The sequence below is a fragment of the Nostoc sp. 'Peltigera membranacea cyanobiont' 232 genome (assembly GCF_002245985.1).
Lineage (GTDB): Bacteria > Cyanobacteriota > Cyanobacteriia > Cyanobacteriales > Nostocaceae > Nostoc.
In genome coordinates this window covers 13,452-36,164 of record NZ_NOLK01000075.1, presented here as the reverse complement: position 1 = coordinate 36,164, position 22,713 = coordinate 13,452, and the positions used below count along the sequence as shown (strand labels likewise).

Below are 22,713 nucleotides of genomic sequence, written 5' to 3'. Positions count from 1 at the left end.
GGGGACTACGGGCTGGGTGGGGAAGAGTTTTCCCAATCCCCAATCTATAACCTATGCCCAATTCCCAATCCCCAATCCCCAATATTGCGATTGTTAATTCTCCCATGAGTTGAGCAATTGGGAGTTTTTAGGATAGTTAATTAAAATTAAAAGGGAATTAAAAAAGTAGCGGGAGTGGATTTTGCAAAGTTTGGGCAGGTGAACTCCCTAACCTCTAGACAGATGGGGCTTACCAATTCATCGGGAATAACGTCCAGGACTCCGTAGTTCTATTGGTCTGACATTCCCTCCAAGGGCAGAAGTCTCGCTTCCCAAGTCCTAAATTTTTTCCTTGCAACATATACCCTTACGGGTTCGGCACTTCCTTCAAGTCGGGGAACCCGCCCAATGGAGTGCCTCACCTATTAGCTTGGTTTTCGCTTATGGCATTGATGGTCAAAGCATTAACTATAATACCGGAAAAATTAGTGATTCCGACTCTCGCGCCGAGCTAACGCAACTTACATACATAAACGTATTTGTTTTTGCTGATGTATTTAATCAATACGCTTATGCAATCGTCATCACCCAGCCTCGATCCCCACCCTACTAAGAGTTGTTCTCGCAGCGTCTCGTAGAGAGGGTGGTGACTTCCGCGATCCGTTAAAATTAATTATGCTTCAGTCTTTTTTATCCCGTGCAACCCTAATTTTTGTATCAAGCGCTCTAGCGGTTTTGTGTGTTGCCTGTAGTGAAGACAAACGGAACACTGCAACTGGTGGCAATGAGCAACCCACACTAATTGGGGATCTGGCATCAGCACAGCCTACTGTAGAACCACCAAAACCGACAGTTACCCCAGAAGTACAGCCGCTAGAGCCGTCTGAAAGTGAACCAAGTCTTTTTGAACAGGGGCTAGACAAAGCAGTTGGTGCTTGGAGTATTAGCCGATCTGCTCAATCTCCAGGTGATTGGATTTTGGTAGCCAATCAATACCAGGATGCGATCGCGTTGATGGAAAGAGTCCGGCGACAAAGCCCAGAATTTGCGATCGCTCAGACTAAAATCGCTGAATATCGCCACCAAATTAAATATGCTCAACAACAAGCTAATCCTCGCCCTGTGCGGATTACCGAACCGAAGAGGATAGTAGTTGTGGTTCCCCAAACAAGAATCACACCAAAGTATACCTCACCTCCGCAAGAAACAGAACCGTTACCAGCGGAGCCAGGTTTGCCCTCATCAGCAGTGGTGATTCCAGATCAGGAAGTATTTACAGCCCCGATTAAAAGGCGACTTGGTGGAACGCCAATTGTCGAAGTTACCTTCAATGGTCAGCGACAATTTGAAATGATTATAGATACAGGAGCTAGTGGTACTGTGATTACCCAAGAGATGGCAAATACCTTGGGAATCGTGACAGTAGGCAGAGCTAAGGCAAATACTGCTAGTTCTAGGGCTGTAGAATTTCCTGTGGGCTATGTTAATTCGATGGCAATTGGTGGGGTAATAGTAAATAAAATACCAGTGGCGATCGCAGGTGCGGAACTAGAAACTGGACTTCTAGGACATGATTTTTTTGGTAACTATGATGTCACCATTAAACGGAATGTAGTAGAATTTCGGCCGCAAGTGCGATCACAAATCAATTCCCCAAAAACTCAACTAACTGCTCCAACTTCGTCCAAGCAGCCCCACTTTGTAGGATATCCTTAGCGATTTTAATCCCTTGGGCGTGATCTAGCAGTGCGATCGTACCTGCTACTTGCAGCGCCAACGACGCATTTAATGCTACTGCATCTTGTTGCGCCTGAGTTCCCTTACCTTGGAGTACTGCCTTGAGAATCACCGCATTTTCTTGGACATCCCCACCCCGAAGCATACCTATGGGAGCAGGTGTTAGATCCAAATCGAGGGGATTAATGGTAGTTACCTGCACTTCTCCATTTGATAAAACCGCTAAATCAGTTTCATCTCCTAACCCAGCCTCATCAAGTTTTTCTCGTCCATGTAAAACGATCGCCTTTTCCTTGCCCAAATTGTTTAATGCTTGGGCAACAGTCGCCAAAAGTTTGGGAGTAAATAGCCCCACCACTTGCCCCGTTGGACGCAAAGGATTTACTAACGGCCCCAGCAAATTAAACACCGTTCGTACCCTGAGAGTCCGCCGCAATTGGGCAACCGCTTTCAGTGCTGGATGCCAACCAGGGGCAAACAAGAAAGTGATCCCCACCTCTTGTAGTGCGGCTTGTACCTTGTCACTGGATGCACTCAAGTTTACACCCAAGGCTTCCAACACATCTGCGCTCCCCGTGAGACTTGAAGCTGAACGATTGCCGTGTTTAGCAACGGCTACGCCAGATGCAGCAGCGACAAATGCAACGGCTGTAGAAATATTAAAGGTTGATGAACCATCTCCACCAGTGCCACAGGTATCTATTACAGGGATTAGAGATTGGCTGGATTTTTGCCCAGTCCCCAGTCCCCAGTCCCCAGTCCCCAATTTTGATTGAGATTGTAATACTTCAGCCATACCAGTCAATTCATCGGCAGAAATGCCTCTAAAATTCAGCGCTGTTAAAATAGCCCCTGATAACTCTGGGGGAACCGCTTCACTAAGCCAACCTTGCATCAATTCAGCAGCTTGAGTACGGGATAAGGATTGGCCATCTATTAATTGTTGCAGTAGCATATACCAGCTAGCAGAGGCTTCTTGAGCAGGGATTGGGGAAGTTGTCATAGAAGAAAGTTTGTGGTTTTGTAGGGTGTAGCTAGGTTGAAGTGCATGGGAGCTATCCTACCGGAAAATTGACCGCTATTAAAATTAGGTTAAATATCAAGGCTCAACTACAAAGCTGGATTAACAAGCTTTTGATTTTTTGCTTTTTTATCCAAATAAAGTTTAACTTCGTAGTTAGTAATGAATAGCTCTTTTCCTTTCGCTGCACCATTCTGCTTATAGTTATTCATGCCATACTGTAATTCCCATGCTGAGATATTAGCCCATTGAAAATTTTCTCTAATTTGCAATGAGTCGTCGTAGGTAATTAGCCAACGATGATGGCATTGTTGCAAAAGTTCAGCAAATCTCTGATGTTCAAAAGACGTGTGTAAGTCACCATCTTTACCATATAGCTTTGATTTTGTAGCACTAAAATATGGTGGATCTAAAAATAAAAATACATCTTCTCCTGCTGATTTTAATAGGTGGCTGTAATCAAGATTAGTAATTTGGACATTTTCTGAGAGAATACCTTCTAGTTTTTCTAAGCGTTCTATCGAAGAATTAGTAAATCTTTTATGAAAAGCTTCTTGGGAAAAGCCACCTGATTCTACAGTTCCTGAAAAGGTTATTCTATTGAGGACGAAAAAACGAACGGCTCTTTCTAAATCAGATAAATTATTGACATTTACGTTACTTAATTCTGTAAAGAGTAATTTACCATCTGTATATTTAATTTTAATATGTCGAATTTCTTTAACTAACTTAGCTATATCAGATTGAGCAGACTTCCAGAATAAGAAGAGTTCGCGGTTTAAATCGTTAATCCAAATTTTAATATGAGGAAATTTTTGTCTTAAATAAATAAATACAGAACCACCGCCCACAAAAGGCTCTCTAAATTCTGAAAAGCTTTCTGGCAAGTATTCAGCTATCTGATTTATTGCTTTTGACTTACCACCAGGATATCGTAAAGGACTTTTGAGCATAATTTAGGAATCGTCATACTTGGGGTAATAACAAACGCCGAAAGCCCTCCTGCTCAAAATGGCGATCGGTGGTTAATGCCTGAGTGAAACCACGCTGACGCATCAATACAAAGCTAACAGCGTCGCATAAAGAGTAGGTTTTGTCTTGCCGAGCCATTAGAAGTTTAACAGCTTCTCGATGTAACAACTCATCGATCCATACCATCTCGATATCGGGATTTTCTAATAAATCAATAATAAATTGTAGTGCTGCTGTACGTGGAAAACGACGAACCTGAGATAATGCAATAAACTCTGCCAAAACATAGCTATGAGTTAAGCTCACATTAACATTATCTAGAAACTCAACTGCTTTTTCATGTTCTGGTTCACCACTGTGGACATAGCAAAGTAGACCAGATGTATCAAGTAAAAGCACTCAATTTGTTTCCTCAGATGTATCGCTGTATGCTCTGACTAAATCAGCATCAATACTTTCATTGTCTGCTCCTGTAGCGTAACCCAGGTTAATGGCTCCAGCATGACTTCGGAAGCGTTGACGAGCAGCTTTTTGCTCTATTTCAGTTTGCGACTTTTCATGTCTTAGAGAACCATACTGCTGTTCTATAGAAGTAGTTACTAATTCTGCAAGAGATATGCCTGCAATCTCGGCTTGCTGCTGCAATGCTGCGTAAACTTCATCACTTAATTCCAAGCTTAAAACTTGACTCACTGCACTACACCTCAGCTACTATATGTAATTATAGATGTCATAGTAGCTGAAAATTGTTGAAAAATAAGTTAGGCGATCGCAAACCTAACGAACATAAAACTACGGGCACGTAATATATGCAATATGAATTCTGTCTTGATTTCATGTTGCATTCTCTTAAAAATCTGTTACATTACTTTACAGGCAGTTATACCTGTTACAACATAAAAGCTCGGAGTATTATTTATGGCAGACGTTAAGAAGACTACGGGTTCGGTTTCAGAAGATCCTAATGCTTTGCGCTGGGGCTTTACTCCTCAGAGCGAAAACTGGAACGGTCGTTTTGCAATGATTGGTTTTCTATCTGCTGTTGCACTTGAAGTGTTTTCTGGCCAAGGGATTTTACACTTCTGGGGCATTCTATAGATTTAAACGTTTTTACACCTTCATTAGATGATTAGGCAAGGCAGCGATATGTAAAATCGTCTGCCTTTCCTTTGTCAGAAAATTCCCTTATCGTGATGAGCGAAATATTACACGCCCTGGGGATTCATCCTGATTAATTCGCGCATATACTCGCAGACAAGTTAATACTTCGCCAGGAATACCACCACAGTCTAATTGTAAATCATCTTTGGATGAAGCACAGATATCCGCATAAAGTCCCGACAATTGGCGAATTCTCACTTCATTACCTGCATTAATAGCTTCATCAGCGACTTTCTTCAGAATACGCCGTGATTCATGTTGTAGCTTTCCCCACCAAGAATAGCGTTCAGCCGGTGGTACAAATACTAGGGAATGTATTGCTTCATCCATATCAATCCAGGCACGGAGAATTGACAGGGGATCGGTGTTTTTCTCAGCTTTTTGGGTGCGTTGGAAGCGATCGCTTAAAGCATCAATATATTGATCGCGCTGTTCTGGTTTGGAGTGTAAGGAAATGACATCGAAGCCAAAAACGCTTTTTAAAGCATGATGTAAATCTGGATCTATTTCGATGAAATTCATATATAAAAATAGGAATGCTGCTGGTAAATCGGATACATTGGCTTGAGGATTTCTAGGGTTTGAAAGTGCTTGTTGATACAAAGTTAAACCCTGAGTTTGAACAGTACCACTAAGTCCGGGGTAGATAATTTCATCGCGGATAAAGGGAAGTTGATAGAGGTTAGAATTATCTGCGATCGCACCAACTTCTTGAGCTAAATCTAAAGTGCGCGATCGCCAAGTTGCAGCCAAATCTTCTGGTACTCGCAGCAGCTTACGTTGAATTTCATTCCACAAATCAGAGTCAGTTATGCTTTGCAGTTGGGAATTGCCCAGATAATAATTAAGTTCTGAGTCAGCATTGAAAGCTTCTCGGAGGTGATTTAGTTTTAAATCATCTGGCGGATCTTCCCAACCAGTATTTTGCTGTAGGGGTTCAGGTTGCAACAGGTTATGAAGTTCTTGCAGCACTTCATCGCATATTTTAGATCCTGGATCTAGTGGAAATTCTGTGCGAGCCTGATTTAAAGTAGCCTCTAGTCCATACAAACTAAACCGCAGTAACTGGGCTAACTCTGAGTTTTCTATCTCCAATAATTGACGCAAGTGCTGCATGAATATCACCTCCAAATATGTTTGTAGCGAATTAAATTTGGCAAAACTCTGCATTCCTTTGCGTTCCTCTGCGTTGAAAAAATTAATATTTTTAAACGCAAAGGGGCGCGGAGTAAACGCAAAGGAACGCAGAGGTTTAATGCAAGAGTTAATGTATGCCACAAAATGGATCGCGTTCTTTATCAACTTCATTGGGCTGCAATTCTAATTCAGCAAGATAAACGCATCCCTCTTCTTTTAGGCATTCCTGACTGTTTGATGTCCAATAAGGCACTTCGCCAGCGTGCATCCGTAAAATACCTTGATTGTCAAGAGTTACCCGATATTGGCAAGGATAATCTGTTGTCACATCTGGTTTACTAAGTGCGCCAATTCTTATCCATTTTTTGCTGTTGGTTTCCGCATCTGTTTGATAAATATAGAACGTGTGCTGGCCAGTTTGCGGGAATGGAGGTAAGGGATTACTAATTAACCCAATTCCTGGTTCTGTCACACCATCGCGTAAATAGTGAAATTTTTGGAACAATTTACTACCATCATTTCCTACTTCAAATACAAGATGATAAGCATCTGGTTGATCGACAGTTGCAGACTCAATAACATTGACGGCAATATCACCATCATTTAAATCTTTATTGAAGCGTTCAACAGCAATATTCCAGTTCAATTTACCATCAGCAAATAGTGACGATGTTTCGGAAACAACTGATTCCAAATCAATGCCAGGAATATCAATTAAATAATGGGGGTTTCCCTGACAAAGCAATACATTAAACTCAAGGGTTTGGTCAATTTCAAACTGGACTTTGATTTTTTTCAGAAACTCTGTTTCTTGCATTCCCAGTTGATTCATGAGGTTTTTACCGTCGAAGCTACCCCAGAGTCGTAAATCTCCATCTTCGTAGTCTTGACGGTAAATAATATTAGTTAATTGGATTCCTTGCCATGCAGTCCGAACCTTTGCGACAGTTTCCCAATGTGCGAGTTGATAGAGTTCTTGTCCAGCCTTGAATATGGTTAGTAAATCGTTACTTTGAGTTTTACGTTTGAAATTGCAAGGTAAATAATAAAATAGGTTTTTGACATCAATTTCTAGTTGGTTAGCTCCCTTCCGCAGCAAGCTTTTAGACTCCTCTGGATCGAATCTTAATCTTCGCAATTTCTCGGCATAGCAAGCACCAGCAGAGGTGGCTAATTTGGTAAATTCCAACACAAAGGTAATTCGCTCTGGATTCCACACAAAATATGGAGACTTACTAAATTCTTGGTAAATTTGGCGCTGTACTATGTCTAAATTACAAGTTTTTCCAGACAAAATTAACCAATCAACTTTTTGAGAATTCCAAGAATCTTTGGTGAGATCGTCGGGGCGCAAGCGACTTTCCATCAATCCTTTAGCAATACCGATCGCTTCTTTAATTCCTGAAACTGCGGCTCGTTCAAACTGCCGATTATCTAAGGTGATGCAGATACTATTCGGATCTTTGACTTGCAATTTAACGGCACTTTGGTTGAGCATTTCGGAAATTTGTTGTTCAGAAAGTGTGAAGGTTAATAGAGAATTATCTGCTGGTGCTTTTTGCCCAAGTTTAAGTTTAGCGGCTTCTGCATAATCCCAAAGGATATAAAAGGATTGCAGCCGTTGGGGTGATTGTTGCCAACGGGTAGGTAATACTTTCTCGGCAGTATCTAAGGCATCTTTATAAGCAATATCGCCTTCTGGATTCTCTTTATCTAGACATTTTAAAAGACTGCCACTTTTGAATTTGCCTTGTTCTAAGAAGCGCTCGTTTAATTCAGAGCTAATTAAATCTTCTAGCTTTTCGCTTTCAATATCACCTGTTGTTACTGCTGCCAATAAAAAGTCTGCGATCGCAACTTTTAATAATCTAAAAATTCGCAGTGTAATTAATTCACCACCTAACTGTAAATGACCAGATGAACCTAATAGTTTGGGGGTGAGTTTATAGTAACGTCCTCCTAAACCCCGATCTTCATAATCGGCAAAAGCAGGGGTTTTATCTTCTAAAGTTAGTTCAATTAAAGCTAAGTCTGTGGTTCCGCCACCGATATCCAAAACGAGGACATTTTGTGACCATTTATTTCCGACTTGACGGCAACGAGTTTTGAATGATTCGATGCCAATATTAAGATTACCGCCAAATTCTCGCCACAAAAAGAATATCGCCACAGAAACGGCTTCATCATAAGCAGTTTGGACATCATCAATCCCCAATTGCTCAACAAATTCCTTAACTTCTTTGCGAACAACTGGTGGAGCGACAGTGGGGTAGGTGACAACTGCTGTCAAAAAAGTCCCTTCTGAAAATCTGCGTTGGGCGCGTTGGCGGTAATCTTCAGTTAACTCGATTAAATGCGCCCAAGCAGATTGAATCAGTTGATTTGCAGTAATTATTTCTTCTTTACCATCCAAAATAACTGAAAACGATCGCTCCTGGCCAAAATAACGTTTGGGCGAATGGTGAAATCTGCTGATAATTTCCTTCAAAGAACTGCTTGTACCTTGAGCGATCGCTTTTTTGCGATTATCTCTAGCTTCCCTACCCATCCGCAGTTTTAAGTCTCCTAACTGCGAAATTTCTAACTCGCTGGGAATTTCCGTATCGCGGCGATCGATATCTAGCACAACTGGGATCAGATTTTGCGACTCTAGGGTAGGAACGCGGAATACCTCATGATAGATTTGGTAAAGTTTTTTGCTGACAGCCCGGCGGAATCTCTCGCTGTTTCCTAAAGAAAGCTCAATTTGGCGAATTGCTTCCAAAAATCGCTCTTTATTATCACTTTCAAATACTTCACTTAACTTTGTTGGTTCTATCTCCAGGTTTTTGCTAATTTCGGTGATGAATTTTGCCCAATCATCATCGCTGACATCTGGTAAAGCCACTGACGCGGGAGAACTCAGCCATTGTGATAAGCGATCGCGCAGCCGCATTTCTTGCTCTTTAGGGAGAATTTCTGCGATCGGTACTTCAATTGGATCGAAAAGTGTGACTGTGGAGTTTGATGTGCCGAAATCTAAAGCAAACCATCCCGGAAATCTTTTTTGTTGTTTCTCGCTTGGTTCTCGATCGCTATATTTGTTGAGTTGAAAAGGGTTCATTATAGTATCACTTTCTATTATTTGTTTTATAGCTGGCTTTTTTATCTAGCGCGATGACTACGCCTACGCTTTTATCTGAAAAGACATAGGCGTAGCTCAACCTGATTACCGCTATAGCGGTTATCGATTAAACAAGAACACCAAAGTCCTTGCTGTCAAATCATTTCAGCAAAATTTTTGTATCTAACTCAACTGCATACCGCTATATAAATATTGCAGCAGTTACTAAGTACAGCTTTGCGGAGAATCGTGGCGAATTGAGGGTTAAATTTTAAACGCAAAGGCACGCAGAGGAAAGCGGAGAGTCACGCCGAGAATTTGCTACGAATTAATCAAATGTTGTACTAAGTTGATATTGAAGATTCTTGCTCAGTTGCAAGTCTTAATTGTTCGACTTGTTCGATAGTTAAATGAAGTAACCTCGCAACCTCTTCTATCGAAATACCATAAGCTAAGAACCGAGGTATAAGTTCAAGTTTTGCTAGTTCTCGTCCTTGTTGTATTCCTAGTTCTCGTATTTCTTCTAGTGCTTGTTTTAGTCCTTCTTGTCGTCCTTCTTCTTTAGCTTCTTGATAAACCCTAGTTTCTTGTAACGTAATTTCAAACATCGCCTCTACCTTTCCATTACTTAAGTTTGCAAATTTAGAAACAGTAATTGTTGTGATTACTCAGCTGCAAGTCTTACTTGTTCGATGGTTAAATTAAGTAATTGGGCAACATCTTCCATCGACATACCAAGAGCTAAGAACTGAGGGACAACTTCAAGTTTTGCTTGTTCTCGTCCTAGTTGTATTCCTTCTTCTCGTCCCTCTTGTTTCGCTTCTTGATAAACCCTAGTTTCTTCTAAATTAACTCCTAACATTGCTTCTACCTCTTCACGACTTAAGTTTGCAAATTTATAAACAGCGATCGTTGTGATTACATCTATTATCTCTTTCTTCGCTAAAACAGTTATCTGTTCTTGTTGCACCCGCTCAATTAAACGTTTTGCGTCTTGCACCATTTTAGTCTCTGAGGCAATAGTCAATTGCATCAAGCTGATACCTAATTTTTGCTCATCAGGACTACCTAACTCATCCAAATAAATTCTTTGTACTTGCGAACTGTTCAGTAACGATCTGTGAATAGTGGTTTTTTCAGGTTCCAAACTGCGAGACTGTAAAATAATTACCCCATACCAGTCATCGTAAAGCGACGGGTTGCGATACATATACAGCATGGATTCTGAGAAAAAGCGATGGTACAATAACTCATCCTTTTGGAATTGTACCTCAGCAAAAAAGATCGTCTGAGATGTTGCATCAGGTGGAGGTAAAAATACCCCATCAATCCGAAATGTTGGTTCTTTAACTTCAACTGATTCAAAGCGATAGCTAGCAGCTTCGGCTGGAGGCTGTTCTACTAACTCGAATAGCAACCCAGGGACACGCTTGAAAATTGTATAAAAAATCGCATCACGTCTCACAAAAACATCCTCATATCACCCGATCCCAATCAGTTATTTTCTGAGTTAGCTCATCTCAAACATCTAAGTAAGAAACAGAAGCAATTTCTGAAAGAATCTGTAACCAAGTAGGAATTGCTACCTCTGGTGGTAAATCCCCAGCCGCTAAATATCTCAGCAAAGTTTCTTTTTTTGAAAGGTTTTGCAAACTAGGAATAATTTGATCCAAAATTCCTTCTAGTTCCGAATTAATTTGCTGATTAACTTCGCTAACATACTGTACAAGATGGAGACTAGCGCTAGCCGTGATTTCATCACGTAATCGTAGTACTAAAAGTTGGTGATTGCTCGATCTAGATAAACCCTGGTTTTTTTCTGGGGCCCAGTCAAAGATTTGACCAACGTTGTGTTTCTCATCTTGACGCGCTAGGGGAAAGATGGTTTCAGGTGCAACAGTTTTATCTTTACTAGTGATTTCCGAAACGATCGCTTCTTTCCATTCGTTAGGATCGCATCCGAGTAATAATTTGTAAAAGAGATCGGCATCTTCCAAACCAAATTTTTCTTCAATTTCTTGTTCCATATCTGGATGGAAAAATGCCTGTAATTGTTCGCGTTCTGGGGCTACATAATTTGACAATTGGTTTAACAAATCTACCACTGCTTGATGGATGCGATCGCGGGCAAAATCTTCTACTTCCTGAACGGTTTTTTCAAATACTGGATAAAAATCATCGCTCTTGGTTGGTAGGGAAGTATTTACACGATTTCCCCGATCGAATAATTTCCCGGCTGCACCTTTAGATTCCGCCAGAGCGATCGCTCCATTGTTGGCTTTGTTGAAGAGTAAAGTCCACTGGTTCCAATTAAGGATTCTAAAAGTGAGTTCGTCTTTAACTACATCGCTGACGACAACACCGCGCCGATCTTTCAGTGGTTCTGTGCCTAAATCTTTTTGAAAATTCCTGTAGATTTTATCCAAACTTTCGACCACATAGCGCAACTCAAGAAAGGCGGGGCTGTCTCCTGTGGGGATACCTTGCTCGTGAATTTCATCTATGATGTCTTTCAAGTGGTCTTGTTGCTGACTCACCACATCAGAAGCTCTGCGAGTATCTTCATACAGTTGCTTCAAACCGTGAGTTGCTACGTGAGTTTGAATCACTTCCCGCAGCTTACTAAGTCCGCCATCTTGACCAAAGTAACCTAGCTGTTTGCCTAAATTACTGCGGGGATCGGTGTCTAACAGCCGTTCGCTTAATAACTCCCATTTATCTTGTAGCCGTTTAGACCGATCTAGGTAATCAGGATAGTCCAAGTTAGCCAAAAAATCTGGTGAGCCGGCTTTGACTGTACTAGAACGTTTTGCTAATTCAGCCAGTCCCAACAGTGGCGACAGTAAAACGATGCGGTCTTTTTGGGTTGTAAAGGCTTCTGCACCGTCAATGGTAGTTTGCAGAACTTTGAGTTTTTGGAGAACGGTTTCCTCTTTTAAATGTGAACTATCTTCAATCAGTTGATCGAGTTCTCTTTCGCCACCTTCACTATCTAGGGGGAGTTGATCGAAGCGACCTACACCGACGAGAATTAAATCTTTCAGGTCTTGTCCCGGTCGCTGCTGCTGCATCATGGTAAAGATTTTATTGGCGCGATCGCTACCGGGAGATTTACCATTTAGCAATACCAAAATTGTTTGTACTTCTGCTAATTCCCGCAGTGACAAAAAGGTATCTCTAGCCCCCGAATTAGCAGCCCCCAATCCTGGAAAGTCGATCAGAATAAATTTAGCTGCACCTGTAAAATCCCAAATTTCCCGTGAGATTTTCACATCGATATCTACACGCCGGATAAGTGGAAAGCTATTCTGCAATAACTTTGTTGGTAGCCTTTGGGGTGGACTTGGTAATCGGATATGCGCTGGCGGTAAATCCTCAAATTTCAGACTTTGGATTGCCATTGGCTGTTCGACCAGTTGTAGCCCCTCACGGGCCGTGGTAGCATCAATCTGGTAGTGCCCACCACACATCACTTCTCCATAAGCTTGATAAGCCCGAAGGAATAATACCAACTCTCGGAGTAAATAACGTAACTCCAAATTGTTACTACTATTCCAAGCTTCCTCACACCAACCAATAATATCTTTACCAGAGTTGAGTTTCGATACTGGTATCGGAGGAAGCCCTGCTGCTGTCGTGCGTTTATGGGCTTCCCCTAGCATGAAGCGTAGACACTCATGTACACCTTCGTGAGAAAGATACTCTACAGTGAAATTACTTAATTGAGTAGTTGCAAAGTCATCTTGCGGAATGATATGTATTGCGGTAACATTACCTGTAGTGGGATTTTCACTGACTGGTAAAGCATCTGCATATCCAATTAGACTGCCTAAAAGTAAAGTTTTTCCACTACTGAATTCCCCCATCACCCCAATTTTGACAGGTGAAGTTGCAAGGTCTACAGTTTTCTGGGCAGCTGACCGCAGACGCAGGAGACAGTCATCAAGACTAGCTGGAACCCAATCTTCTTGTTTTGAAGGGTGCTGGGGCACAGAATCTATCTTTCGGAGGATGAATTCGCCGTACTCCTTAAAACGGCCCAGTTTATCTGGTTCCATAAAGTAGTTCCCGCCTAACATTAATTTCTGTGAGCTTTATAACATATAAAATCCGATTGCTAGCCATTGTTGCAACCTGTTGATATCACATTTAGCATTTCTGTCATTTAATTTGTGACTTTGGGATGAAGCATTTTGAACAGTCAAGACAATTTTGAAAAATCGAGTTTTGCTGGGAAAATTGAAGAATAATTCCGAATTCCGAATTCAGAAGCCAGAACGAATAAGGTAGAGTTTTATACTGAAAATTACCAAAAATGCTGAGGATAGATGTGGGGATTAAACCCTTTTAGACCAACAATTTTAAGAGGATATCTGAAAAGCATTAGGTTAATATAATTCGCTACTACACAACTAAAGTTTACCTACACGGAAACATGAAAAATCAAAAATTTCAAACCCACAGAGGTGGGTTTTGTCTGTATAGCCGATTGGACTTTAATTCATGCTGAATTCTTCTTGATAAAAAATCCATATTTATTTGATATGAAATTACTGATTATTATGAATTTCTGATAAAGACATAAGCACCTCATCATGAATCATATAGTTTTCATGAAGCTAAATAAGGTTTTTAGCAATGTAATTACATAGCTAAGATGAACTTATAGATAACTTTAAAAAGAAATCAATTTAAACAAGTTTCCTGACAGATGGATAGCTGAAATTTTACCAAAATGCTGAATTTAATCTTAATGATAACTTCAGAATTTTTTAATTATTTTTACAGTAAAAGAGGAATTGTTTCAAATATAAAAACAAATAAAGGATTAAGATAAATAGCAGGCGATCGTGAAGATTAAATATATCTATTAATAAATCCTATTTTCAGACTATTACCTTCATAATTTAGGCAGAGCAGGCAGGCAAAAGTGTTTTCCAAAAAGGTGCAGAGCTACATTAACCAAATCATAGCCGAAGAGGAAGTAATACAACAGGATGAAAAAGTATTTTGCCAGCAGATAGATACTGTTCCTCTGATGATTTGGATGGCTGGGTGTAATGCACTTTACTGTTACTTAAATTCCAATTGGCTCGAATTTACTGGAACACATCTAACAATAGGCAAGCCTGCATCTGCACAAGGAGAAGAAATAAGCAATATCTGGTCTTGTAGCGTCCATCCAGAAGATCGGCCGCGATGTAAAAATATATACTTAAAAGCATTTGCGACCTATAATTCCTTCCAGAGGCAATATCGCCTGCGTCGATCTGATGGCGAATATCGCTGGATTTTAGATACAGCTGCGCCACGATTTGCAGCAGATGGCAGCTTTGTCGGTTACATTGGTTATTGTGTAGATGTAACAGAAGTGCGATTTCCCCGGAAAAAAAGCGGCTTGGTGTCTATAAATTCATCTCGTCGTCTACGCAAATTAACAGAACAAAAACAGACGGCAGAATTAACAAAAGCACTTAAGAAAATACAAGCCGAAACTGCAAAACGCCAAGCAGTTGAAGCACAATTACACCAAAAAACATCAGAATTTGCAGCGATTTTGCAAGTACTTCCTGATTTATACTTTCGGATCGATGCTGATGGAAGTATTCTGGATTACAAGCCAGGGAAGATGGAGAATCAATATATTCCAGCAGGAGATTGTCAGGGCAGGAGTTTGCGAGAATGCCTACCCCCTGCTGTAGGCGATCGCTTCCAGCAAGCAATAATTCAAGTCCTTGAAACTCAATCTTCAGTCAGTTTTGAATATACCTTACCGCTTCCACAAGGAAATAATAATTTTGAAGCTAGGTTATTGCCGTTACCAGACCAGCAAATCATAGTTCTTATCCGCAACACCAGCGACAAAGTACAAGCAGCACTAATAGAAAGTGATGCCAAGTTTCGCACCATTATTGAAAATGCCAATAACGTTATTTTTGCCCTGACCCTTGAGGGAATATTTTCCTACGTTTCTCCTAACTGGACTCAAATTTTTGGGCATGAGGTTGCAGAAGTTGAAGGCAAATCCTTTGTTCCCTTCATACATCCTGACGATGTACATATCTGTGTAGATTATTTCCAAAAAATTGCGACAACAACCCAAAAGCAAGACGCAATTGAATACCGGATAAAACACAAAGATGGCACTTGGCGATGGCATACAAGCAACTCATCTGCTATTAGAGATGTTAATGGTAATATTCTAAACTTCGTTGGCATTTGCCATGACATCACTGACCGCAAACAAGCAGAAGAAGGTCTAGCAGAACGGGCGCGTTTAGCAAATTTTCGTGCCGAGGTAGACGCGGCCCTGACTCAGAGTGACAGCTTACAAAATATGATGCGCCGTTGCACTGACGCTTTAGTTGAACATCTTGATGCAGCATTTGCTCGCATCTGGACGCTGAACGAAAAAACAAATGTATTGGAGTTGCAAGTCAGTTCTGGGATATATACCCACATTAATGGGCCCCATAGATATGTGCCAGTAGGTCAATTCAAAATTGGTTTAATTGCCGAAGAGGGCAAACCTCACCAGACGAACTCTGTGCAGACAGATCCCTGCGTGGGTAACAAAGAATGGGCGCAGCAAGAGGGTATGGTTGCCTTTGCTGGCTATCCCCTGATTGTTGAAGATGAGACTGTAGGGGTAATAGCCATGTTTTGCCGCCAAATGGTGACAGAATCAACTTTTAAAGCCCTAGAATTCGCTGCCCAGGAGATTGCCATTGGCATCAAGCGCAAACAAGCAGAAGTTGCACTTAGAGAAAGTGCCCAACGGGAGGCATTACTCAATCGTCTTTCTAACCAGATTCGAGCTTCTTTGGATCTCAATTACATTGTGGAAACCGCAGTGCAGGAGATCCGTAACTTATTCCAGATCGATCGCTGCGCCTTCTTTTGGTATCGGCAAGAGGCTGAGGTTCCCTACTGGGAGAGAGTATACGAAGCGAAAAGTTCCTTTTTACCCTGTCTGCTTAACGATCGAGAAGCAACGAATGCAGAAATCGAACTCATCGCCGCCAAAACCTTGAATAGAGAAATTATCCGCATTAACGATCTTGAGACTGTAGGTGATGGCACTACCCAGCTATTTTTGCAGGATTTTGGTTTCACTGCCTTTATGTCGCTACCCGTACACACCCAATCTGGCGAAATAGGTGCATTTAGCTGTGGTTCTTGTAGTGGCTTCCGGCCTTGGTTGGACAACGAAGTAGAATTACTACAAGCAGTTACAGTTCAAATAGCGATCGCCATTGACCAAGCTAAACTCTACACCCAAAGTCGCATCACGGCCCAAACTGCCCAAGACAAAGCCCAGCAGCTAGAAGCAGCATTACTAGAACTTCAACAAACCCAAGCGCAACTGATTCAAACTGAAAAAATGTCCAGTTTAGGACAATTGGTTGCAGGTATTGCCCACGAAATCAATAATCCCGTCAATTTTATTTACGGCAATATTAGCCACGCCCGTCAATATACTAAAGATTTGTTGCACTTGGTAGAACTTTATCAACAGAGTTACTGCCCAGCAACACCAAAGATTCACGAACAAATTGACACCATTGATTTAGACTTTCTCAAGCAAGATTTGCCCAAAATTCTGGATTCTATGAACATGGGAGCCGAACGCATTCGGCAGATAGTTCTATCTTTACGCAATTTTTCTCGCCTTGATGAAGATGGTACGAAAGCAGTAGATATTCATGAAGGTATTGACAGCACCTTACTGCTATTGCAAAATCGCCTGAAATCCAAACCAGGACATCCCGAAATCCAAGTAATCCGAGACTATGGCAACCTACCACCAGTAGTCTGTCATGCTGGAGAGATGAATCAGGTGTTTATGAATTTGTTGGCAAATGCGATCGATGTTTTAGAGGAGTCATTTGTCACTAGTCATACCCTGTGGGAAGGCGTTCGCGTAGCGTCTCGTAGCGAAGCGCCTATGTCATTAGTAAACAACTCTAAACAAATGACTTCTCCCCAAATTCGCATTCGTACCTTCATCCAAGAAGACCGTGTAATCATTAGCTTTGCCGACAATGGACTAGGTATGACTGAAGAAGTACGCAAACGCTTATTTGATCCCTTCTTTACTACAAAAGCCGTGGGTAAAGGCACGGGTATGGGGTTGTCAATTAGCTACCAAATTGTTGTCAAAAAACACGGCGGAAAAATCCAGTGCATTTCAGCACCAGGAGAAGGTGCGGAGTTTGTCATTATGATTCCACTACATGGGCAATCTTCAACATCGATAAAACTTTAATCTTTTCTTAATCCAAAAGTTAACCTATTGGTTGTTAACTAAGATTAATTCACTTTTTGCTGCAACATTTTCACCCCCCAAAAACCTAAAGTTTACAGGAGTTGGGGGGATTATTTGTACTAGTATAGGGAGTTAACACTAGAAATATTACAGTTCAATTGATTGAAAAACGTTGTAATGGTAGTACTATCTTTGCGTCGGCATAGCCCAACTCAGGCGATAGCACCTTAAAAAAAATCCCTGAATACAAATAAGAAGGCTGGGATGATACAACCCCAAGGTCAAAATAGTATCACCTACACACGAGTTATCCATCTAAGTCACGTAATTGACATAGATATTCCCCAATGGTCTGGAGATCCCACAGTAGAATTTGAAACTGTGGCTGAACTGAATAATGATGGCTATTACCTCCGACGTTTCGCCTTGGGGGAACATAGTGCTACCCATGTCAACGCCCCTAATAGCTTTCATAGCTATAGTATGGGAATTGACCAATACCCTGCCCAATCTCTGGTAGTACCTGCGGTGGTCATAGATATTCGCCAAGCCACAGCCGTTGATTCTGATTATGCCCTAACTATCGCTGATGTTGTGGCTTGGGAAGAAGAATATGGTGAGATTCCTAAAGGGTGCGTAGTTATACTGAATACAGGTTGGCAAAAAAAGTGGTTTGATAAAAGTGCATTCCTAAATCATGATGCTCAGGGTATTGCCCATTTTCCAGGGTTTGGTAGCGATGCGACTCAATTCTTACTAAACGATCGCCAAATTGCTGGAGTAGGAATTGATACTCATGGTGTAGATCCCGGACAGGATAGCAGTTTTGCTACTAATCGCCTGGTATTGGAAAAACCACGTATTGTTTTGGAAAATCTCACCAATTTGGATCAGTTACCACCCAAAGGTACTACTCTAGCGATCGGAATTCTCAGGTTGCGTGGTGGTTCTGGTTCTCCTGTGGGTGTATTGGCGTTAGTGCCTTAATTTTTATATCGATATTTGCTTCTCACACCAATTTTTCAGACTAAAGGCTAGTCTAGAAAGCAAGCAAACTTAATATACAAGTTGCAGTAGATTATCAGCCGGGGATTTTTGAGATGACAACTCCGCTATCTTGCCGCAATTATATCGACGGTCAATGGTTGAGTGCTATAGGGGAAGCAACTTTAGAAAGTCGCAACCCTGCGGACAAAACCGAAGTCGTTGCCACATTTCCCCGATCGCAAGTTAATGATGTAGATACAGCAGTAGCCGCCGCCCGTAAAGCCTACCAGAGTTGGCGTACAGTCCCGGCTCCAGCGAGGGCAGAATACATCTTTCGCGTCGGGGAAATATTACTCCAGCATAAAGAAGAACTTGCCCAGTTAATCAGTCGAGAGATGGGAAAACCTCTGACAGAAGCTAGGGGAGATGTGCAAGAAGGTATCGACTGTGCCTTTTACACTGCTGGCGAAGGACGGCGACTATTTGGGCAAACCACACCGTCGGAAATGTCCAATAAATTCGCTATGACTGTGCGAATGCCCATCGGAGTTTGTGCCTTAATTACTCCCTGGAATTTCCCTATGGCAATTCCTTGCTGGAAAGCTATGCCTGCTTTGGTGTGTGGTAATACAGTCATCCTCAAACCTGCTGAAGATACCTCCGCTTGTGCAACTAAATTGATTGAAATTTTCCAACAAGCTGGTTTACCACCAGGAGTAATTAACTTGGTGCATGGTGTCGGAGAAGAGGCGGGGAAAGCTTTAGTTGAGCATCCCAATGTAGATTTGGTATCCTTTACTGGTTCTTCAGAAACAGGTGCTTTTGTTGGCGCTACTTGCGGACGGACTCACAAGCGCGTCTGTCTGGAAATGGGTGGTAAAAATGCCCAAGTAGTGATGGAAGATGCAGATTTGGAACTTGCCTTAGATGGCGCAGTGTGGGGAGCATTTGGGACAACAGGTCAACGGTGTACGGCTACTAGTCGCCTGATTTTGCATCGTGATATCAAAGAAAAATTTACCACTATGCTTTATGAGCGTACTAGTAAGTTACGCTTGGGTGCTGGCACTGACCCAAACACAGATATTGGCCCAATTGTCAATGAAAAGCAACTCCAACAGGTGAGCAAGTATTTGGATATCGCCCGTGAGGAAGGAGCAAAAGTTTTAATTGGTGGAGAAATTGCTAGTGAAGGCGAATTGAAAAATGGTTATTTCTTTCAACCAACTATTTTGGATGGTGTAACTGCCGATATGCGCGTCGCCCGTGAAGAGATATTTGGGCCAGTAGTGGCATTAATTGAGGTTAGTTCTTTTGAGGAAGCGATCGCAATTCTCAACGATAGCAATTATGGACTTTCTTCTTCAGTTTACACCCGCGATATCAATCGGGCTTTTACTGCCATGCGCGACATCGAAGCAGGTATCACCTATATTAACGGCCCTACTATTGGTGCAGAAGTACACTTACCCTTTGGTGGTGTGAAACAAACAGGTAACGGACACCGCGAAGCCGGAACTACTGCCTTGGATGTTTTCACAGAATGGAAAAGTGTTTATGTTGACTTTTCTGGAAGTTTGCAACGCGCTCAGATAGATAACCGCAGTTAATTTTGCAATCCAGCAATTATAAATTATTCTTCACCCAATCTCGAAAATTACGCATAGCTTGACTTCTGCCAATTGTTAAACACTGCTGAACATATTCATTCACTAATTCAACAATTGGGATATCAGGAAAATTAGGACTAGATTCAGATGTTATATATTTCCCTTCTTTTAGCAAAGAAATTTCTAAACTTTGTTGTGTATATCGCCAAAGTTCAGGAACTCCCAAAATTTCATAATTCTCAAATCGAGTCCGAGAAGTAATATCAATTTCGATTGCTAAATCTGGTGGTGGGTCTATAGTTAAATCTATGCGATTTTTACCAATGATAGCAGCTTGATTTTGAATATAAAAACTGGTATCTGGTTCTACTGCTTGCCGCATCCGCTCATTTTTAAGTGTTGTGGAACCAAAAGGTTCAAAATCAATTTGGAGTTTGTCTAATAAAATTCTTACTAACTCACCAATATATTCTTTATCTTTTTCGTGTTCTGGTAGGGGAACCATAATTTCTAACCAGCCATTACTATAAGAAATCCGGGCGGCACGCCTTTCTCCCATTTCATCTAAAATATTTTCTAACTGCTGCCAACTAATATCTTGGAGTAACATTTGTTGACCAGGTTTAACGATAATTTGTTGCAGTTTTAAAAGCATATCACCTCAGAGAGTTGATGTATTAGCTGTTACATCTAGCAGATTAAATCTACAAATCAACTTTATTACTTTATTAAAGTATATCGCTCTAAGCATGAGGGTAGAAATTAACCAAAAAATCGCTAGTATAATCTTTGACCGTTTCAATGTTTTCAGGAATTTTTACTCTTTAAAGGAATACGGATAGTAAACTCTGTGCCATGTCCTGGGGTTGAATCAACTTCAATACTTCCTGCATGCTTGTCTACGATAATTTGATAAGCGATCGCCATTCCTAATCCAATGCCTTTGCCCACAGGTTTCGTAGTGAACATATAGTCAAATACTCGTTGCTTTACCTCTTCTGACATACCAATTCCGTTGTCATAAATCTGAATCATCACTTGCTTATCATCACTAAGTTCTGTCAGAATAGAAATTTGTCCTTGATTCTTTACTAATGACTCTTCTATAGCATCGATCGCATTGGCTAGAACATTCATAAACACCTGATTGAGTTGCCCTGCATAGCATTCTACTAGAGGTAAATCACCGTACTTCTTAACGATTTGAATTTCTGATTGATTAGGCGTGGCTGTCAGGCGATGATTCAGAATCATCAGAGTGTTGTCTAATCCTTCATTAATGTCTACAAACTTCATGTCTGCTTCATCAAGGCGGGAAAAATTACGCAGCGACAGCACAATTTGACGGATACGTTTGGTTCCCACTTGCATCGATGCCATTAGCTTAGGTAAATCTTCTGCGAGAAACTCAATATCAAGCTCTTGGGAGCGATCGCTAATTTCTGGTGTAGGATTTGGGTAGGCTTGTTCATAAAGCTTTAGCAAATCGAGAATGTCTTGGCTGTATTGACTGGCATGGTTGAGATTGGCATGAATAAAATTGGCGGGATTATTGATTTCGTGTGCGACTCCAGCCACCAGTTGGCCCAGGCTAGACATTTTTTCAGTTTGGATAAGTTGAGCTTGGGTGTTTTGTAATTCTTTCAGCGTTTCACTGAGTTGTTGCGCCTGCTTGCTAGAAATCAAGGCGCGATCGCGAATTTGTTCGTATAGTTGCACCTGTCGCCATCCACCGATTAACCCAACTACGAGCAATCCTCCCAGAACCGTAGCTAACAGGTTCAACGCCTGCAATGGTGATTCAATATTTTCTTGTGGTACAACTAGAGCTACTGACCAATTTGCTTCTTTCAGAGGAGTATAAGCAACATAATTCCACTTTCCATCCAGTTGAGCCAATTCAATACTGGTGCGTTTAGCTACCATCTTTTGAGTGATTTTTGCCAACTGGAGATTAGGTGAATTGAGAAAACTCTCAGCAGCTTTTTCCGGTGTGCCAATCAGTCGAATATCGGGATGAGCTATGGGAACTCCTTGAGAATTTAGTGCAAAGGCATAGCTACCCTCACCTTGATGTAAATTGCCGATCGCCGAGACTACCCGCTTAATCTCAATTCCTCCCATGAACACACCTGCTGGTTTTGTGCCTGTTTTGCCGGGAATCGGGGAACTAATCTGAATCTGCAACTGATTGCTTGTGCGCCCAACAATCGGATCGGCGGCTACCGTTTCACCTGCCATACTGCGCTGAAAAAATTCTCGATCTTTGACATTTGGACGGCCTCCTTGAGTATTAATCAATGCACCATCTGGTGTGGCGAATGCGATGAGCAAAAATGTTTGCATCCGCTTCACTTCAGATTGTAAATAAGGTTCCATCACAGACCAATCTAGCGATCGCACTACAGCAGAATTTGCCAGAGTTTTAATTTCTGTCTTCCGAATGGCTAACCAGTTATCAATCTCATTTTGACCTTGTTGTGTTTTTAACAGCACTTGCTGCTTCAGACTATTGAGCAATAGCCCTTTCACAATGTTGTAACTAATGATTGCGGTGACGCTGATACTAAGGGACAGAATTACCAAAATTGATAGTAATACGAAATTACGCGATCGCCATTTCAACCAACGTTTGCGTAATTTAAACATTTTCGTCGCTTTGCTCCAAGTTAAAATTTAAAAACTAAAAATGAAAAGTGCTGAGTAAAGTAGAAATTACTCAGCACAGGCTAAACGC

General features: G+C 41.4%; 16 protein-coding genes. 5 read left to right on the top strand and 11 right to left on the bottom strand.

Annotated features, from left to right (window positions below; all coding sequences use genetic code 11):
• Positions 1-654 precede the first annotated feature (654 nt).
• Positions 655-1,695, top strand: coding sequence for a retropepsin-like aspartic protease family protein (locus tag CDG79_RS22945; protein ID WP_094344190.1), 1,041 nt, complete (start codon positions 655-657; stop codon positions 1,693-1,695).
• Here CDG79_RS22945 and trpD read toward each other — a convergent pair.
• From trpD to CDG79_RS22925, 4 genes are all read right to left on the bottom strand, one after another.
• Positions 1,625-2,719, bottom strand: a complete 1,095-nt coding sequence (gene trpD, locus CDG79_RS22940; RefSeq protein WP_094344189.1) for an anthranilate phosphoribosyltransferase — start codon at positions 2,717-2,719, stop codon at positions 1,625-1,627. The two genes, CDG79_RS22945 and trpD, sit on opposite strands and share 71 nt — an antisense overlap.
• Positions 2,720-2,826: 107 nt before the next feature.
• Complete coding sequence (locus CDG79_RS22935) at positions 2,827-3,690, bottom strand: DNA adenine methylase (RefSeq protein WP_094344188.1); 864 nt, start codon at positions 3,688-3,690, stop codon at positions 2,827-2,829.
• Between the two features lie 13 nt (positions 3,691-3,703).
• The gene (locus tag CDG79_RS22930; RefSeq protein ID WP_094344187.1) at positions 3,704-4,108 is read right to left on the bottom strand and encodes a type II toxin-antitoxin system VapC family toxin; all 405 of its coding nucleotides are present in this window, start codon (positions 4,106-4,108) and stop codon (positions 3,704-3,706) included.
• On the bottom strand, positions 4,109-4,402 hold the full coding sequence (locus CDG79_RS22925; protein ID WP_094344186.1) for a hypothetical protein: 294 nt from the start codon (positions 4,400-4,402) through the stop codon (positions 4,109-4,111).
• Positions 4,403-4,627: 225 nt separating this feature from the next.
• Between CDG79_RS22925 and CDG79_RS22920 the strand changes: the two genes are divergently transcribed.
• The gene (locus tag CDG79_RS22920) at positions 4,628-4,807 is read left to right on the top strand and encodes a high light inducible protein (RefSeq protein ID WP_094344185.1); all 180 of its coding nucleotides are present in this window, start codon (positions 4,628-4,630) and stop codon (positions 4,805-4,807) included.
• An 87-nt stretch (positions 4,808-4,894) separates the two neighbouring features.
• Here CDG79_RS22920 and CDG79_RS22915 read toward each other — a convergent pair whose 3' ends face one another.
• The 5 genes from CDG79_RS22915 to CDG79_RS22895 all read right to left on the bottom strand — a co-directional run bounded on the left by CDG79_RS22915 (position 4,895) and on the right by CDG79_RS22895 (position 13,168).
• Positions 4,895-5,986 carry a hypothetical protein gene (locus tag CDG79_RS22915; protein ID WP_094344195.1) on the bottom strand — a complete coding sequence of 364 codons (1,092 nt, stop codon included), beginning with the start codon at positions 5,984-5,986 and terminating at the stop codon, positions 4,895-4,897.
• A 148-nt stretch (positions 5,987-6,134) separates the two neighbouring features.
• On the bottom strand, positions 6,135-9,110 hold the full coding sequence (locus CDG79_RS22910; RefSeq protein ID WP_223278271.1) for a molecular chaperone: 2,976 nt from the start codon (positions 9,108-9,110) through the stop codon (positions 6,135-6,137).
• Between the two features lie 344 nt (positions 9,111-9,454).
• Positions 9,455-9,718, bottom strand: a complete 264-nt coding sequence (locus CDG79_RS22905; RefSeq protein WP_094344184.1) for a hypothetical protein — start codon at positions 9,716-9,718, stop codon at positions 9,455-9,457.
• 56 nt (positions 9,719-9,774) lie between these two features.
• Positions 9,775-10,575, bottom strand: a complete 801-nt coding sequence (locus tag CDG79_RS22900) for an Rpn family recombination-promoting nuclease/putative transposase (protein WP_094344183.1) — start codon at positions 10,573-10,575, stop codon at positions 9,775-9,777.
• A 55-nt stretch (positions 10,576-10,630) separates the two neighbouring features.
• Positions 10,631-13,168 carry a proteasome protein gene (locus CDG79_RS22895; RefSeq protein WP_094344194.1) on the bottom strand — a complete coding sequence of 846 codons (2,538 nt, stop codon included), beginning with the start codon at positions 13,166-13,168 and terminating at the stop codon, positions 10,631-10,633.
• An 872-nt stretch (positions 13,169-14,040) separates the two neighbouring features.
• Here CDG79_RS22895 and CDG79_RS22890 point away from each other — a divergent pair.
• The 3 genes from CDG79_RS22890 (at position 14,041) to CDG79_RS22880 (ending at position 19,976) form a co-directional block, all read left to right on the top strand.
• The gene (locus CDG79_RS22890; RefSeq protein WP_223278270.1) at positions 14,041-17,379 is read left to right on the top strand and encodes a PAS domain S-box protein; all 3,339 of its coding nucleotides are present in this window, start codon (positions 14,041-14,043) and stop codon (positions 17,377-17,379) included.
• Between the two features lie 264 nt (positions 17,380-17,643).
• Complete coding sequence (locus CDG79_RS22885; RefSeq protein WP_094344182.1) at positions 17,644-18,366, top strand: cyclase family protein; 723 nt, start codon at positions 17,644-17,646, stop codon at positions 18,364-18,366.
• A 113-nt stretch (positions 18,367-18,479) separates the two neighbouring features.
• Positions 18,480-19,976 carry an aldehyde dehydrogenase family protein gene (locus CDG79_RS22880; protein WP_094344181.1) on the top strand — a complete coding sequence of 499 codons (1,497 nt, stop codon included), beginning with the start codon at positions 18,480-18,482 and terminating at the stop codon, positions 19,974-19,976.
• Between the two features lie 16 nt (positions 19,977-19,992).
• On the opposite strand, the gene CDG79_RS22875 is transcribed toward CDG79_RS22880, so the two are convergent.
• Together CDG79_RS22875 and CDG79_RS22870 are read right to left on the bottom strand one after the other, a co-directional pair.
• Complete coding sequence (locus CDG79_RS22875) at positions 19,993-20,631, bottom strand: Uma2 family endonuclease (RefSeq protein WP_094344180.1); 639 nt, start codon at positions 20,629-20,631, stop codon at positions 19,993-19,995.
• Between the two features lie 152 nt (positions 20,632-20,783).
• On the bottom strand, positions 20,784-22,625 hold the full coding sequence (locus tag CDG79_RS22870) for a sensor histidine kinase (protein ID WP_094344179.1): 1,842 nt from the start codon (positions 22,623-22,625) through the stop codon (positions 20,784-20,786).
• Positions 22,626-22,713: the final 88 nt, after the last annotated feature.

What these genes read in the sequence shown, in the direction of transcription:
- CDG79_RS22945 (WP_094344190.1), top strand. Translation starts at nt 655, where the DNA reads ATGCTTCAGTCTTTTTTATCCCGTGCAACCCTAATTTTTGTATCAAGC.
- trpD (WP_094344189.1), bottom strand. Translation starts at nt 2,719, where the DNA reads ATGACAACTTCCCCAATCCCTGCTCAAGAAGCCTCTGCTAGCTGGTAT.
- CDG79_RS22935 (WP_094344188.1), bottom strand. Translation starts at nt 3,690, where the DNA reads ATGCTCAAAAGTCCTTTACGATATCCTGGTGGTAAGTCAAAAGCAATA.
- CDG79_RS22920 (WP_094344185.1), top strand. Translation starts at nt 4,628, where the DNA reads ATGGCAGACGTTAAGAAGACTACGGGTTCGGTTTCAGAAGATCCTAAT.
- CDG79_RS22915 (WP_094344195.1), bottom strand. Translation starts at nt 5,986, where the DNA reads ATGCAGCACTTGCGTCAATTATTGGAGATAGAAAACTCAGAGTTAGCC.
- CDG79_RS22910 (WP_223278271.1), bottom strand. Translation starts at nt 9,110, where the DNA reads ATGAACCCTTTTCAACTCAACAAATATAGCGATCGAGAACCAAGCGAG.
- CDG79_RS22905 (WP_094344184.1), bottom strand. Translation starts at nt 9,718, where the DNA reads ATGTTTGAAATTACGTTACAAGAAACTAGGGTTTATCAAGAAGCTAAA.
- CDG79_RS22895 (WP_094344194.1), bottom strand. Translation starts at nt 13,168, where the DNA reads ATGGAACCAGATAAACTGGGCCGTTTTAAGGAGTACGGCGAATTCATC.
- CDG79_RS22885 (WP_094344182.1), top strand. Translation starts at nt 17,644, where the DNA reads ATGATACAACCCCAAGGTCAAAATAGTATCACCTACACACGAGTTATC.
- CDG79_RS22880 (WP_094344181.1), top strand. Translation starts at nt 18,480, where the DNA reads ATGACAACTCCGCTATCTTGCCGCAATTATATCGACGGTCAATGGTTG.
- CDG79_RS22875 (WP_094344180.1), bottom strand. Translation starts at nt 20,631, where the DNA reads ATGCTTTTAAAACTGCAACAAATTATCGTTAAACCTGGTCAACAAATG.
- CDG79_RS22870 (WP_094344179.1), bottom strand. Translation starts at nt 22,625, where the DNA reads ATGTTTAAATTACGCAAACGTTGGTTGAAATGGCGATCGCGTAATTTC.